Below are 15,273 nucleotides of genomic sequence, written 5' to 3'. Positions count from 1 at the left end.
CGTGCACTCTTCGTGTACTCGACGGCGGGGTCAGGCGCGGAGGTGGTAGCGGAGGGACGCCAGCTCGGCGCGGAGGGCGGCGGGGACGCGGGAGCCGAACTGCGCGAAGAACTCCTCGGTGAGGTCGCACTCGGCGAGCCAGCTGTCCGCATCCACCTCGAACAGCGCCTCCACGTCGGCGGCCGGCAGGTCCAGCCCGTCGAGATCCAGCTCGTCCACGATCGGGAGCCGGCCGATCGGCGTGCCGACGCTCCCGGCGCTGCCCTCGACGCGACGGGCGATCCACTCGATCACCCGCGCGTTCTCACTGAACCCCGGCCAGAGGAACCGTCCATCCGCCCCCTTGCGGAACCAGTTCACCTGGAACACCTTCGGCGCGTTCTCCCCCAGCGCCTCCCCCATCTCCAGCCAGTGGGCCCAGTGATCGGCCATGTTGTAGCCGCAGAACGGCAGCATGGCGAACGGGTCGCGGCGCAGCTCACCGACCACGCCTTCGGCAGCAGCCGTCTTCTCCGAGGACACCGTCGCCCCGATGAAGACGCCGTGCCGCCAGTCGCGCGCCTGCGCCACCAGCGGGACGTTCGTCGCGCGCCGCCCGCCGAACAGGATCGCGTCGATCGGCACCCCGTCGAACGCGTCCCAGTCGTCCGCGATGGACGGGCACTGCGCGGCGCTCACGGTGAAACGGGAGTTCGGATGCGCGGCCGGGCGACCGCTGTCGGGCGTCCAGTCCTTCCCCTCCCAGTCGATGAGGTGCGCGGGCGGCTCGTCGGTCAGCCCCTCCCACCAGACGTCGCCGTCGTCGCGCAGTGCCACGTTGGTGAAGATCGTGTTGCCCCACAGGGTGTTCACCGCGGTGCGGTTCGTGCTCTCGCCGGTGCCGGGCGCGACTCCGAAGAAGCCTGCCTCCGGGTTGATCGCGCGCAGCCGCCCGTCCGGCCCCGGACGCAGCCAGGCGATGTCGTCGCCGATGGTCTCGACCGTCCAGCCCGGGATGCTCGGCTCGAGCATCGCGAGGTTGGTCTTGCCGCACGCCGACGGGAAGGCCGCGGCGAAGTGGAACACGCGTCCCTCCGGCGAGGTCACCTTGATGATCAGCATGTGCTCGGCCAGCCAGCCCTCGTCCCGCGCCATCGCCGACGCGATCCGCAGCGCGAAGCACTTCTTCGCCAGGATGGCGTTGCCGCCGTAGCCGGACCCGTACGACCACACCTCCCGCGTCTCCGGGAACTGGACGATGTACTTGGTCGTGTTGCACGGCCAGGCGACGTCCTCGTGCCGGACACCGGCGTCGTCGATCAGCGGCGCACCCACGCTGTGCACGGTCGGCACCCACGGCTGCCCGGCCTCGATGAGGTCGAGCACGGTCGTGGTCACGCGGGTCATCATCCCGAGGCTCACCACGACGTAGGCCGAGTCGGTGAGCTGGATGCCGACCTGCGAGATCGGGCCGCCGACCGGTCCCATCGAGAACGGCACGACATACATCGTGCGCCCGCGCATGCTCCCGGCGAAGACCTCCCGCAGCTCGGCGCGCATCCCCTCGGGCTCGCGCCAGTTGTTGGTCGGGCCGGCGTCGGCCTCGTCCCGCGAGCAGATGAAGGTGCGGTCCTCGACGCGTGCGACGTCGCCCGGATCGGTGCGGGCCAGGAAGCTGTTGGGCCGCCACTCCGGGTTGAGGCGGATCAGCTTGCCCTCGGCCACCAACTGCTTGGTGAGGCGGTCAGCCTCGGCGAGCGAGCCGTCGCACCAGACGACCTCGTCGGGCTGCGTCAGGGCGGCGATGTCGTCGACCCAGGCGCGCACGGCGTCCAGCCCGCCGGTCGGCGCGGCGTCGGTCAGGTCCAGCTCGGCGATGCTCATGAGGCGTCCTTTCGTCGAAAGAAGCGGTGATGCATCCAGCATCCGGGATGTTCCGCCCCGCGAACCCGAGAATTCTGCTGTAAGAATCGCAATTCTTTCGCTATCGTGAAGCCATGACCTCCGTGGACGCTGGCGACATCGACGTCGCTACTCTCGGGCACCGCATTCGCCACTTCCGGACGCAGCGGGGCATGACCCTCGACGACCTCGGCGCCGCAGCAGGCGTCGCGGCGAGCCAGCTGTCGCTGATCGAGAACGGGAAGCGCGAGCCGCGCATCTCGCTGCTCGCCTCCCTCGCCGCCGCCCTCGGCGTGCAGCCGGGGGATCTGCTGTCCGCCGAACCCCCGGACGAGCGCGCGGCCCTGGAGATCGAACTCGGCAGGGCGCAGCGCGGCTCCCTCTACGCCTCGCTGGGGCTGCCCGCGGTCAAGCCGACGAAGGGGACCCCGACCGAGACCCTGCGCGCCCTGGTCGGCCTGCACCACGAGCTCAGCCGCCGTGCCAGCGAGGCCATCGCGACGCCCGAGGAGGCCCGCCGCGCCAACACCGAGCTGCGCGAGCGGATGCGCGCGCAGGACAATTACATGCCCGAGATCGAGGAGCTGGCCGAGCAGCAGGTGCGCGCGTCGGGCCACGTCCGCGGCGCGCTCACGCACCGCGAGGTGAGCGTGATGGCCGAACGGCTGGGTTTCGAGCTCATCTACGTCAACGACCTCCCGCGATCCGCCCGGTCGATCACCGACCTGGAGAACGGGCGCATCTACCTGCCGCCGGCCTCCATCCCCGGCGGCCACGGCCTGCGCTCGATGGCGCTGCAGGCGATGGCGCACCGGCTGCTCGGGCACACCCGGCCCGCGTCGTACGCGGACTTCCTGCGGCAGCGCCTGGAGATCAATTACTTCGCCGCCTGCTGCCTGATGCCGCGGGAAGCCGCCGTCGCGTTCCTCCGGCAGGCGAAGAAGGAGAAGGACCTCGCGGTCGAGGACTTCCGCGACGCGTTCGGAGTGACACACGAAGCGGCGGCGCTGCGGCTGACCAACCTCGCGACCAGTCACCTGGATATGACGCTGCACTTCCTGCGGGTCGGCGATGACGGCGCACTGTACAAGGGCTACGAGAACGACGGACTGCCGCTGCCGACGGATGTGACCGGCTCCATCGAGGGCCAGGTCGTCTGCCGCAAGTGGGGAGCCCGCAGCGCGTTCACGCACACGAACCGCACCACGGAGCTGTACCAGTACACCGACACCCCCGCCGGGACGTACTGGTGCGCCACCCAGACCGGGACCACCGCGGAGGGCGGCTTCTCGATCAGCGTCGGGGTGCCGTTCGACGAGGCGAAGTGGTTCCGCGGCCGGGAGACGACCGCGCGGGCCGAGTCGCGCTGCCCCGACGAGTCGTGCTGCAAGCGTCCGGCGGCGGACCTCTCCGGACGCTGGGCGGGTAAGGCGTGGCCGAGCGCGCGCCTGCACGCGCACATCCTCTCCCCGCTGCCCCAGGGCTCGTTCCCCGGCGTCGACGACTCGGATGTGTACACCTTCCTCGAGGCCCACTCCGGGGCGTAGCCGGCCCCTACTTCGGCTGCATGCGGATGGCGCCGTCGAGACGGATGGTCTCGCCGTTGAGCATCGGGTTCTCGACGATGGCGCGCACGAGCTGCGCGTACTCGGCGGGGCGACCCAGGCGGGAGGGATGCGGGACCTGCGCGGCCAGCGAGTCCTGTGCCGCCTGCGGCAGCCCCGCCATCATCGGCGTCTCGAAGATGCCCGGGGCGATCGTCATGACCCGGATGAGGCTACGGGCGAACTCCCGCGCCAACGGCAGGGTCATCGCCGCCACCCCGCCCTTGGACGCCGAGTAGGCCGGCTGGCCGATCTGCCCGTCGAACGCCGCGACGGACGCCGTGTTCACGATCACACCGCGCTCCTCGCCCACCGGCTCGGTCTGCGCGATCGCCGCCGCAGCGAGCCGGACGACATTGAAGGTGCCGATCAGGTTCACCCGGATCACCCGCTCGAAGTGCTCCAGCGGGATCAGCCCGTCACGCCCGAGGACCTTCTCCGCCGTCGCGATGCCCGCGCAGTTGACGACGACCCGCAGCGGCGCGAGCCCGGACGCGGTGTCCACCGCGGCCTGCACCTGCTCCTCGTCTGTCACATCCGCGGGCACGAACCGCGCCTTCGGGCCGAGCGCGACCGCCGCCTTCTCTCCCTCCGACCGGGGGAGGTCGAGGATGACGACGTGCGCGCCCGCCTCGGCGAGCGCGTGCGCGGTGGCGTTCCCGAGGCCGCTGGCCCCGCCGGTGACGAGGGCCGAGCATCCGTCCAGCTGCATGGTTCTCCTTCGAATCGGTGAGTGGATGTGGCGTGCGCCGGTCAGCGCAGCACTTCGATGAGGGTGGCGTTGGCGGTGCCTCCGCCCTCGCACATGGTCTGCAGTCCGTAGCGGCTGCCCCGCGCCTCCACCTCGTTCAGGAGGCTGGCGAGCAGCCGCGTGCCGGACGAGCCCAGCGCGTGCCCGAGGGCGATGGCACCGCCGCGCGGGTTGAGCTTCGACGGATCGGCCCCGAACTCCTGCCGCCACAGCAGCGGCACCGGCGCGAAGGCCTCGTTGACCTCGTAGGCGTCGATCTCGTCCAGCCCGACGCCGCTGCGGTCGAGGAGTTTGCGGGTCGCGGGCAGGATGCCCGTCAGCATGAGCAGCGGGTCGCTCCCGGCGACCGCGAACGAGTGGAACCGGGCGCGCGGGCGCAGGCCCAGCCGCTTCGCGGCGTCCGCGCTCATGATGAGCGTCGCGGACGCGCCGTCGGTGAGCGGCGAGGAGTTGCCCGGGGTGATCTTCCATTCGAGCTCGGGGAAGCGCGCAGCCAGCCGGTCGGTGCGGAACACCGGCTGCAGCTGCGCCAGCTTCTCGGCCGTCGTCCCCGGCCGGATCGTCTCGTCCGCCACGACGCTTCCGGAGTCGGGCGTCGGTACCGCCACCAGCTCGCCGTCGAAGGCGCCGTTCGCCGCCGCCCACGCCGCGCGTCCATGAGACTCCGCCGCGTAGTCGTCGAGCTGCGCCCGGCTGAAGCCCCAGCGGTCGGCGATCAGTTCCGCAGCGACACCCTGGTTCACCAGCCCCTGCGGGTAACGGGCCTTCAGCAGCTCGCCGCCGAGGGACGCGCCCTGCACGTTGGAGCCCATCGGCGCACGGCTCATCGACTCGACCCCGCACGCGATGACCACGTCGTACGCGCCGGACAGCACGCCCTGCGCCGCGAACGCCGCCGCCTGCTGGCTCGATCCGCACTGCCGGTCGATGGTGACCGCCGGCACGCTCTCCGGGAACCCGGCGCTCAGCACCGCCGTGCGCGTGATGTTGCCGGCCTGCTCGCCGGACTGGGTGACGCATCCGCCGATCACATCATCGACGACCGCCGGATCGATGCCCGTGCGCGTGACAAGCTCGATCAGCACGCCCGCCAGCAGGTCGGCCGGGTGGATGTCGGACAGTTCGCCGTCCGGCTTGCCACGCCCCGACGGGGTGCGGATCGCGTCGACGATGACCGCCTCCGTGCGCGCCATGTCAGGCTCCGAACGGGTTCGGCGTCAGCGTGTACTTCGTATTGAGGTATTCATGGATGCCCTCGAACCCGCCCTCACGGCCGAGCCCCGACTGCTTCACGCCGCCGAACGGCGCCGCCGCGTTGGACACGACCCCGACGTTGAGGCCCATCATCCCCGTCTCCAGCCGCTCGATCATCCGCTGACCGCGGGCGAGGTCCTTGGTGAAGACGTACGAGACCAGCCCGTATTCGGTGTCGTTCGCGAGCCGCACGGCTTCGTCCTCGTCCGAGAACCGGATGATCGACAGCACCGGCCCGAAGATCTCCTGCCTCAGGATCTCGCTGCCCGGACGCACATCCGTCACCACGGTCGGCTCGAAGAACGTTCCTGTGCCGTCGACGCGGCCGCCGCCGGTGAGGACGGAGGCGCCGCGGGTGACCGCGTCCTGAAGCAGCGAGGCGGCCTTGTCGATCGCGTCCTCGTTGATGAGGGGACCGATCGTCACGCCCTCCTCCGTGCCGCGCCCGACGCGGAGCCCGTTCACGCGCTCGGTGACGCGCCGCGCGAACTCGTCGGCGACGGCCTCGTGCACGATGAACCGGTTGGCCGCCGTGCAGGCCTCGCCGATGTTGCGGAACTTAGCGAGCATCGCGCCGTCGACGGCCTTGTCGAGGTCCGCGTCGTCGAAGACGACGAACGGCGCGTTGCCGCCGAGCTCCATCGAGGTGCGCAGCACGTTCTCCGACGCCTGCTGCAGCAGCTTGCGGCCGACCTCGGTCGAACCGGTGAACGACAGCTTGCGGAGGCGGGAGTCCGCGATGATCGGCGCGGAGACCTTGCCGGACGTGGTCGTGGTGACGACGTTGAGCACGCCACCTGGGAGACCGGCGTCCTCCAGCAGCTTCGCGAAATAGAGCGTGGTGAGCGGGGTGAGCTCGGCCGGCTTGATGACCACGGTGCAGCCCGCGGCGAGCGCCGGAGCGATCTTGCGGGTGGCCATCGCGAGCGGGAAGTTCCACGGCGTGATCAGGAAGCACGGGCCGACCGGATGCTGGCTCACGATCATCCGGCCGGTGCCCTCCGGGTTCGCTCCGTAGCGGCCCTGGATGCGGACCGCCTCCTCGGAGAACCAGCGCAGGAACTCGCCGCCGTAGGTCACCTCGCCGCTCGCTTCCGCGAGCGGCTTTCCCATCTCGAGGGTCATGAGCAGCGCGAACTCGTCCCGGCGCTCCTGGAGCAGGTCGAACGCCCGGCGCAGGATCTCCCCGCGCTGACGGGCCGGCGTCGCCGCCCAGTCGTCCGCGGCGGCGACCGCCGCATCCAGGGCCCGGATGCCGTCCTCGGGCGACGCGTCGGCGATCTCCTTGATGCGGTCGCCGGTGGCGGGATCGAACACCGGGAAGGTGCCGGCCGATCCGGACGTCCACTCGCCTCCGATGTACAGCCCGTCGGGCACGCGCTCCAGCAGAGCGTTCTCATCCATCCGTCGCATCCTCCTGTTTCGTATCGTTCGTCGCGTCGTCGCTCGCCACGGCCGCCTGCACGAGCGGCGCTGAGCGGTGGTCGATGGCGGTGGTCAGGGCGATCACGGTCGACGTTCGCACGATCGCCGGATCGCTCGCGATGCGCCCGATCACGCGCTGCAGGTCGACGTTCGACCGCGCGACCGCGCGGATCATGAGGTCGCCAGGTCCGGTGATCGTGTGCACCTCCAGCACCTCGGGGATGCCGCTCAGGTGCTCGACGAGCTCTCGGCTCGGCCCGCCGTCGCCCTGGAGGTCGGCCGTCACGAACGCCGTCACGGGGAATCCCAGCCGTCCGGTGTCGACCGTCGGCGCGAAGTCCCGCACCACCCCGGACCGCTGCAACCGGTCGAGTCTCGCCTGCACGGTCCCCCGGGCCACCCCCAGCCGACGCGACGCCTCGAACACGCCCAGCCGCGGCTCAGCCGTCAGCAGCGCGATCAGCTCGGCGTCGAGCCTGTCGACCATGCGGCCCTCCTTCGGTCCTCGCACATCGTACGACGCAGGGTACGCGCTCAGGACGGTCTGATCGAAGCTCCCAGGAAGGGCAGGGCAGCCTGCTTGAACCCTCGCGCGCTCAGCGTCGTCACGTGGTTGCGCTTGGGCAGAGTGACGAGCTCCGCACCGAGCAGCCGTGCCGCCTCGTCCGCCCCGTAGGCGACCGGATCCGCGTCCCCCACCACGAGCATGGTCGGCACGGTGCTCGCCAGCGGCAGCGGATGCCGCGCCATTCCGGCAGCGCACGAGGCCAGCGCCTCGCGATCGACGCCGGGAGCCGTGCGCAGGGACGCGAGCAACGGCGCCAGCGGGCTGGATGCGTCGAGCATCGACGCGTCGTCGCGGAGCGCAGCCTGCACCGCGGAGACACCCCAGCGACCGAACTGCTCGACCGTCCCGACGCCGCCGACGACGAGACGGCGCACGCGCTGCGGCGCCCTCGCGACCAGCGCGAGAGACACCCAGCTGCCCATCGAGTAGCCGATCACGTCCACCCGGTCGACGTCCTGCTCGTCGAGCACGGCCACGAGGTCCTGCGCGAGCTGGTCCGGCGAGTAGGCGTCCGCGTCGTGCGGGGCGTCGCTGCCGCCGTGGCCCCGAAGATCGGGCACGATGGCGCCCCGACCGGCGTCGGCGAGAGCCTGCACCCATCCCGTCGCCTCCCAGGTCTGCGCGCCGTTGGAGGCGAAGCCGTGCACGAGCAGGACGGGATCGGCACCGGGGTGCCGGTCCACGTGGAGGTGGGTCATCCCCCCACTCTCGCCGACGCCTCCTCGGCGGGCAAGCGGGGCGCGTCGTCGACCTTCGCGCGCTCGACGTTGGTCCGGTCGCGCCACAGCTTCGACGGCCACCAGATGGCGCGGCCGATGTCGTACGACGCCGCCGGGACGAGCAGGGAGCGCACCACGACCGTGTCGAGCAGCACCCCGAACGCGACGATGAAGGCGATCTGCACGAGGAACAGGATCGGGATGACCGCGAGCGCCGCGAACGTCGCCGCCAGCACGATCCCGGCCGACGTGATCACGCTGCCGGTGAGGCCGAGACCGCGGAGGATGCCGGGCCGCGTCCCGATGTGAAGCGACTCCTCCCGCACACGCGTCATGAGGAAGATGTTGTAGTCCACGCCCAGCGCCACCAGGAAGACGAATCCGAACAGCGGCACCGACGCATCCGCGCCCGGGAACCGGAGGACGTCGTTGAAGACCAGCGCCGAGACCCCGAGCGCCGCGGCGTACGAGAGCACCACACTGCCGATCAGGAGCACCGGCGCCAGGATCGACCGCAGCAGCAGCATGAGGATCACGAGGATCACCGCGAGCACGATCGGGATGATCTTCATCAGGTCGCTCTGCGCGGTCTCGTTCGTGTCGAGCGCGATCGCCGTGACGCCGCCGACCAGCACCGAGCCGTCCGTCGACAACGTGCCGCGCAGGTCCCTGACGACCGACTCGGCCTTCGCCGAGTCCGGCTCGGAGGCCAGGGTCGCCTGGATGAGCACGTGCCCGTCCTTCACGACCGGCGTCGCGTCCGCGCCGGGGCGGCCCCCGCCGGTGTAGAAGGCCGCCGACGCGATCCCGTCGGCCTTCTCGGTCGCGGCGAGGACGGCGTCCCCGTCGGCCTCGGGCGCCACGATCAGCACGGGCGAGCCGGAACCGGCGTCGAAGTGCTTCGCCACGACGGCCTGGCCGTCGACCGCGTCGGACTGCGACAGGATCACATCCGTCTGCTGCACGCCGTTCGCCTTCAGCTGCGTCAGGCCCAGGGCGCACGCGGCGAGCAGCACGAAGGAGACGATCCACGTGACCCGCGGGCGGCGGGCGATCAGGCCTCCCACGCGGCGCCACAGCCCGTGCACGCCCTCCAGCCCGGTGAGCGTGACGCCCTCCGCGCGCTTCCGTGGCCGGCCGCCGACGACCGGTCGGAACGGCCAGAACGACGCGCGCCCGAACACCGCGAGCAGCGCCGGCAGGAGCGTGAGCGCGGAGAACAGCGAGAACACGATCCCGATGGCGGCGATCGGGCCGAGGCTCTTGTTCGAGTTGAGGTCGGAGAACAGCAGGCACAGCAGGGCGAGGATGACCGTCGCGCCGCTCGCGAGGATCGGCTCGAACGCGGCCTTCCAGGCGCGCAGGATGGCCACCCAGCGCGACGGCTCCTGCTCCAGCGCCTCGCGGTAGCGGGCGACGAGGAGCAGGGAGTAGTCGGTCGCAGCGCCGATCACCAGGATCGACAGGATGCCCTGGCTCTGCCCGGAGAGCTTGATCCAGCCCCACAGCGCGAACAGGTACACGAACACGATGGCGGCGCACAGCGCGAACACCGACGTGAACAGCACGAGGAACGGCAGCAGCAGCGCGCGGTAGACCAGCAGCAGGATGACGAACACCGCCGCGACCGCGACGAGGAGCAGGATGCCGTCGATGCCGCCGAAGGCGTTCACGAGGTCGGCGGTGAGCCCGGCGGGGCCGGTCACCCAGACCTTCGCACCGGCGGGGACGTTGTCCGCCGCGGCGGCCCGCAGGTCGGAGACCACCGTCTTGACCTCGTTCGAGTCGGAGACCGGCACGATGTACTCCACCGCCCGGCCGTCTTGCGACGGGATGGGGCCGGCGACGCTCGTCGTCTCGCCCTCGGGCGGCGCCTGGACGCCCTCCACCTTCCCGAGCGCGGCGGCGAGGTCGGCGTACGACGTGCCGAGCTCGCTCTTCGGGATCGTCTGGTCGGCCTCCACGACGACGATCGCCGGGATGGCGCCCGAGTCGGTGAAGCGCTTCTGCCAGTCCTGCACCTCGGTCGACTCGGCGCTGGCCGGAAGGAACGCCGCCTGGTCGTTGCTCGAGACGCCCGAGAGCTTGCCGAACGTCGGACCGCCGATCCCGGCGAGCGTCAGCCAGACCAGGATGAGGACGGTGGGCACGACGATCCGCAGCCACCGGGCGGGCTCGCGGATCGGACGCTTCTGGGCGGTCTGCGCCGGCTCGGTCGACACTTAGCCTCCTGATTACTAGATGAGCTAGCAATCAGGATAGCCGGAAGTACCGCGAGCGTCCACGCCCTCGGCCGTCAGTCGACGAGCTCGGCTCCGGCGTGCGCCAGCTCGGCGAGCGCGGCGCTCGACGTCGCCGGCGCGACCCCGGCGACCAGGGACGTCAGCACGCGCACCGAGCGCCCGTGCTCCAGCGCGTCGAGCGCCGACGCGCGCACGCAGTAATCGGTCGCGATCCCGGCTACATCCACCGTGTGGATGCCGTGCTGCTCCAGCAGTTCGTGAACCGTCGCGCCCGACTCCGTCCGCCCCTCGAACAGCGAGTAGGCGGGAACGCCCTGCCCCTTGTGCACGTGGTGGGTCACCCGATCCGTCTCGAACGCGGGGTGGTAGTCCGCGCCGGGCGTCCCGGCGACGCAGTGGACCGGCCAGCTGGTCTCGAAGTCGGGCTCGCGGTCGCCCGCGAAGTGGCCGCCGTTGTCATTGTCGGCGTCGTGCCAGTCCCGGCTGGCGACGATGATGTCGTACTCGTCGGCGTGCGCGCGGAGATGGTCGGTCACGCCCTGCGCGACCGCCGCTCCCCCGTCGACACCGAGGGCGCCGCCCTCGGTGAAGTCGTTCTGCACATCCACGATGAAGAGCGCCTTGCCCATCCGTCCTCCCGGGATCGGTCGTCGGCTGACCGCTCAGCCGTTGGAGAGGTTGTCTCCGCATTGGTAGAAACCGGCGACGAGGCTGTCGATCGCCTGCTTGGCGTTGTCGCCGACGTTCCCCAGAGCGAACACCGCGAACGTCAGCGGTGTTCCGTCGGCGGCGTTCACGATGCCGGAGAGCGTGTAGCCGTGGTCGATCCATCCGGTCTTGGCGAACACCGCGCCGCGAGCGACCGAGCTCGACCCGGTGAAGCGGTTGTAGCCCGGGCCGAGCGTGCCCGACTTCCCGGCGACCGGGAGGCCGTCGTAGACGACCCCGAGCCCGTTCTGGCGGTTCAGCACCTTGATGAAGAGCTGGGTGAGATACGACGGCGGCACCGCGTTGTCGTTGCTGAGGCCGGAACCGTCGGCGATGTGGATGCCGGAGGTGTCGATCCCGTAGCCCTTGAGCCCGGCGAGCACGCCGGCATTGAGGGCGTCGAAGGTGTTGCCCGCGCCGTTCTTGATGGCGACCAGACGGGCCAGCTCCTCCATGATCGTGTTGTCGGAGACGCGCATGGCCTGGTCGATCAGGGTGGTCACCGGCTGCGACTGCACGACGCCCAGCTGGCGCGCGCCCGCCGGGGCGACGCCCTGGCTGACGCCGACGCTCGTGCCGAGGTACTGCTGGAAGTACTGCACGGCGCGAGCAACCGGGTCGGTGCTGCGCGGCGACTCCACCGCGGTCGGGTCGTCGCGGTCGCCGTCGACCATGAGGGAGGTCATGTACGGGGTCGAGCCCTCGACGACGCGCTCCTCGCGCTCGTCCCAGCTGGGCTGCCAGAACGGCGCACCGAAGAGGGACGCGTCCACGACGATCGAGGTGATCGGCTGGCCGCCTATGGCCTGCTTCACCTGGTTCGCGAGGTCCTGGATCTTCGGGGCACCGGTGTAGAACGACGCCTGGCCGTCCGGGAGGCGCGAGAGGGTGACGTCCCCTCCGCCGACGATGACGACCTGGCCCGGAGTGCTGCCCGCGACGACGGTGGTCGCGACGCGGTAGTCGGGACCGAGGGTGGCCAGTGCGGCCGCCGACGTCAGCGTCTTCAGCACGGAGGCGGTGGGCGCCGGCTTCACGCCGTTGCGGTCGAACAGCGTCTGACCGGTCTTGGCGTTGACGACCTGCGCCTCGAGCGTGCCGAGGCGGCCGTCCGCGGCCAGGCCGGCGACCGAGCAGGTGCGGATGCGCGTCGCCGCCGCCTGGTTCGCGGGGACGGGACGGGCGGGGTCCACCGTCGGGGTGGGGGTCGGCGTGGCCGAGCGGGTCGGCGTCGGCTTCGCCGTCGCCGTCTCGGGCGCACCGGCCGCCGCCGCGGGAGCGCCCACGGTGGCGCCCAGTGCGACGCTGCCCGTGCCGAGCAGCAGGAACGCGACGGCCGCGGCGGCGGCCATCCAGGTCTTGGGGTGCTTCCGGATCGCGGCCATGGCCCCGGCGGCGACGCCGGCGGCACCGGCGGGTCGGGCGGCGGCTCGGCGTCCCGAACCCGTCGTCGTGGGCGGCTCCGATTCGTGCATCCGGGTATGCTACCTGGGCTTTCTGAATGCTGCGATTTCGCTTTGCGCCCGATCTGGAACCATCCGGGCACGTCCGGACAGTAGAGGGTATGAGCACGGATGAGTTCGACGAGGCCGCGGCCTGGTCGTCGGCACGCGGCGGGGACGGCCCCGCGTTCGCGTCGCTGTTCGACCGGCACCGCGACCGCGTCTTCGGCCACGCGCTGCGGTTGACGCGCCAGCCGCACGACGCCGAGGACGTCACGGCCGCCGTCTTCCTGGAGGCGTGGCGCAAGCGCGAGTCGGTGCGGCTGGTCGACGGATCCATCATCGGCTGGCTGCTCGTCACGACGAACTACGTCGCACGCAACCACGCCCGCGGCCTCCGGCGCTACCGGTCCGCTCTCGCGAAACTCCCGACGCCGGCGCCGCAACAGGACCACGCGCCAGAGGTGGACGCCACCCTCGACGGCGCCGGTCGCGACCGGCAGGTGCGGGAGGCGTTCGCGAAGCTCAGCAAGCGCGACCAGGACGTCATCACCCTCTGCGTGCTCGAAGAGCTGACCACCGCGCAGGCCGCGGAAGCGCTCGGGGTGCCCGAGGGGACGGTCAAGTCCCGCCTCTCCCGCGCCCGCGCCCGGCTGGCGACACTCGCCTCTCCGCTGGCGGACGCATCCGATACCGACACCACGATCCTCGAAGGAGGTGCACGATGAGCACCACGGACTTCACCCCCGAGCGCAGCGCCGCCATCCGGCAGCTGCTGATCGACACCGTCGCCGACGAGCCGCGCCGCCGCAAGCGCCTCCAGATCCTGCTGACCAGCGTGCTCTCCGGCGTCGCGATCGTGCTCGCCGGAGGAACGGCCGCCCTCGCGCTGTCGGGAGTCATCCACCTCGGCGGGGGCGAGACGCCGCCGGCGCCCGTGCCGACGCCGACGCAGACGGTCACGCCGACGCCGACGCCCACGCCGACACCGACGCCCACGCAGCGACCGATTGCAGTGCAGACGTCGCCGATCGCACCGCACGATGTCCTCTCGACGCCTGGTACGCCCACCTGGTCCGTGGATCTGCCCGGTTACCAGTACAGCTGCCAGCAGCAGACGAACTACAACATCGCGGACGGGCTGGCCTTGTTCGGCGTCAGCTCGAACCAAGGACCCAGCAGAGTCGACTGTCCGATCGGGGAGGGCGTCTCCTCACTCACCATGGTCGACACGACGACCGGCCGCATCGTCTGGTCACGGACCTGGAACTGGCAGGACGACCGTGGGTACGGCACGCTGCTCACCATCCTCGGAACGTCCAACCGCGCACTCCTCGACGATCAGAGCGGCACGACGGGGCCGCGCGACATCATCGACCTCGCAACCGGGGAGACCGTCGCGACCCTGCCTCCCGGCCTCGGTGAGTACATCGCCGGCAGAATGAGTCCGATCTGGGATGCGAGCGGCGAGGTGATCTGGTCGCAGCCGGTGCGGGATGCGGCCGGAGCGATCGCGGCCATCGACGTGCAGCGCGTGGATCCGCGCGATCTGGCCTCAGCGAAGTGGAAGACACGGGTGAGCGCGGTTGAGCTCGGTCGAGCGGAGATCGGCTTCGCAAGCGATGGAGTCGTCCCGTATACCTACCAGAGCCCCACGAACGGGTGGAGGGCATCCCTGCTCGATCTCCGCACGGGAGAGCTCTCCGGCCCGGAGACCACCGATGGCGCCTATGCCGACGCATGGATCAGCGATTCCGTCCTCGTGCAATACCGCGGGTTCGGTGCCGACAACACTCCGACGATCATCGCGGGTGTCGATCGGCGCACGGGAGACACGCTGTGGACCAAACCGTTCGAGCATGGCGCGTCGATCGGCGGGCTTCGCGATCCTGCCTCCCAACCAGGCTGGTTCGCCCAGGCCGGGCGGGGAACACCCTCCGGAGACCTCGTCCTGATCAGCCCGCACTCGCTCACGCTGTTCGACGAGCAGACCGGCTTGGCGAGCATGACGGCCGACGTGACCCACTGCGGGCTCCCGGAATGGTACTGGGGAAACGGTTCACCCGACGTCGAGGCGGACGCCGCTCGAAACTCCATCGTCATGGTCCTCGGCGCGGGGAGAACCTGCTCCATCGATCGCCAGACCGGAGCGCCCACGCCGCTACGAGATCACGAAGGCACGGGATGGCCTCTGTTCGGGCCGACACTGACCTACATCGACGACTGGCGGGCGGACCGCGACGGAACCGGCAGCGCCTACGACAGGGCGGCCGACCGGACCGTGTGGAGCATCCCCGTGCGGCCAACCGAACAGTGGTACTTCGCGGGCGGCAGGCTCATCCGGCAGATCGGCAACCACATCGAGTCGATCGGCTGACACAGACCGGGGGGAGAAAAAAGGGGGAAACAGGGGGACGGCGAACGGCCCGCGGATCGGGGGAACTGCGGGCCGTTCGTCATTTCTTCTTCTTGTGCAGCGCGTCCGGCTTGTGCACAGCCTCCTTGCCGCTCTTGTCGCTCTTCACGAGGTACTGCGGGTCGTCCTTCGACGCCTTCACCGTGCGGCCCGCCGCGTCGGTGTCCTCGGTGATCTTCTTCTCGACCTCGCCCGGCACATCCACTCCGTGGGAGGACCACTCGACGTGGTCGCCGCGCTTCAGTTCATCCGCCATGCTCGC

13 protein-coding genes are annotated in these 15,273 nt (G+C 70.8%); 3 read left to right on the top strand and 10 right to left on the bottom strand.

From position 1 onward, the window contains the following. Positions 1–30: 30 nt before the first annotated feature. Positions 31–1,863: a phosphoenolpyruvate carboxykinase (GTP) gene (locus AB0P25_RS11895; protein ID WP_363807548.1), complete on the bottom strand. Its 1,833-nt coding sequence runs from the start codon at positions 1,861–1,863 to the stop codon at positions 31–33. Positions 1,864–1,976: 113 nt separating this feature from the next. Between AB0P25_RS11895 and AB0P25_RS11890 the strand changes: the two genes are divergently transcribed. Continuing rightward, positions 1,977–3,428 (top strand): helix-turn-helix domain-containing protein, encoded by a 1,452-nt coding sequence (locus AB0P25_RS11890; protein WP_363807547.1) that lies wholly within the window; start codon positions 1,977–1,979, stop codon positions 3,426–3,428. Between the two features lie 7 nt (positions 3,429–3,435). Here the strand turns inward: AB0P25_RS11890 and AB0P25_RS11885 are convergent, their stop codons facing one another. The 8 genes from AB0P25_RS11885 to AB0P25_RS11850 form a co-directional block, all read right to left on the bottom strand. Beyond that, positions 3,436–4,197, bottom strand: coding sequence for a 3-hydroxyacyl-CoA dehydrogenase (locus AB0P25_RS11885; RefSeq protein WP_363807545.1), 762 nt, complete (start codon positions 4,195–4,197; stop codon positions 3,436–3,438). 41 nt (positions 4,198–4,238) lie between these two features. Further along, positions 4,239–5,429, bottom strand: a complete 1,191-nt coding sequence (locus AB0P25_RS11880; RefSeq protein WP_363807544.1) for a thiolase family protein — start codon at positions 5,427–5,429, stop codon at positions 4,239–4,241. A gap of 1 nt (position 5,430) precedes the next feature. Beyond that, on the bottom strand, positions 5,431–6,894 hold the full coding sequence (locus AB0P25_RS11875) for an NAD-dependent succinate-semialdehyde dehydrogenase (RefSeq protein ID WP_363807543.1): 1,464 nt from the start codon (positions 6,892–6,894) through the stop codon (positions 5,431–5,433). Then, on the bottom strand, positions 6,887–7,402 hold the full coding sequence (locus AB0P25_RS11870) for an Lrp/AsnC family transcriptional regulator (protein ID WP_363807542.1): 516 nt from the start codon (positions 7,400–7,402) through the stop codon (positions 6,887–6,889). Before AB0P25_RS11870 ends, AB0P25_RS11875 begins: the two co-directional genes overlap by 8 nt. A 47-nt stretch (positions 7,403–7,449) precedes the next feature. Next, positions 7,450–8,181 (bottom strand): alpha/beta fold hydrolase, encoded by a 732-nt coding sequence (locus tag AB0P25_RS11865; RefSeq protein ID WP_363807541.1) that lies wholly within the window; start codon positions 8,179–8,181, stop codon positions 7,450–7,452. Continuing rightward, positions 8,178–10,424: an efflux RND transporter permease subunit gene (locus AB0P25_RS11860; RefSeq protein WP_363807540.1), complete on the bottom strand. Its 2,247-nt coding sequence runs from the start codon at positions 10,422–10,424 to the stop codon at positions 8,178–8,180. Before AB0P25_RS11860 ends, AB0P25_RS11865 begins: the two co-directional genes overlap by 4 nt. Before the next feature lie 74 nt (positions 10,425–10,498). Next, positions 10,499–11,074, bottom strand: coding sequence for an isochorismatase family protein (locus AB0P25_RS11855; protein ID WP_363807539.1), 576 nt, complete (start codon positions 11,072–11,074; stop codon positions 10,499–10,501). 33 nt (positions 11,075–11,107) lie between these two features. Next, entirely contained in the window at positions 11,108–12,628 is a 1,521-nt protein-coding gene (locus tag AB0P25_RS11850; protein ID WP_363807537.1) for a D-alanyl-D-alanine carboxypeptidase, read from the bottom strand. Positions 12,629–12,717: 89 nt separating this feature from the next. Here AB0P25_RS11850 and AB0P25_RS11845 point away from each other — a divergent pair, with 89 nt between their 5' ends. Together AB0P25_RS11845 and AB0P25_RS11840 are read left to right on the top strand one after the other, a co-directional pair. Further along, positions 12,718–13,323: a sigma-70 family RNA polymerase sigma factor gene (locus tag AB0P25_RS11845; protein WP_363807536.1), complete on the top strand. Its 606-nt coding sequence runs from the start codon at positions 12,718–12,720 to the stop codon at positions 13,321–13,323. Continuing rightward, positions 13,320–14,972 carry a hypothetical protein gene (locus AB0P25_RS11840; RefSeq protein WP_363807534.1) on the top strand — a complete coding sequence of 551 codons (1,653 nt, stop codon included), beginning with the start codon at positions 13,320–13,322 and terminating at the stop codon, positions 14,970–14,972. The genes AB0P25_RS11845 and AB0P25_RS11840 overlap by 4 nt, the downstream gene beginning before the upstream one ends. 79 nt (positions 14,973–15,051) lie before the next feature. On the opposite strand, the gene AB0P25_RS11835 is transcribed toward AB0P25_RS11840, so the two are convergent. Then, entirely contained in the window at positions 15,052–15,267 is a 216-nt protein-coding gene (locus tag AB0P25_RS11835; RefSeq protein WP_363807533.1) for a DUF2945 domain-containing protein, read from the bottom strand. Positions 15,268–15,273 lie beyond the last annotated feature (6 nt).

Source organism: Leifsonia sp. NPDC077715 (assembly GCF_040686855.1).
Lineage (GTDB): Bacteria > Actinomycetota > Actinomycetes > Actinomycetales > Microbacteriaceae > Leifsonia.
This window is presented reverse-complemented; position numbering and strand designations above follow the sequence as displayed.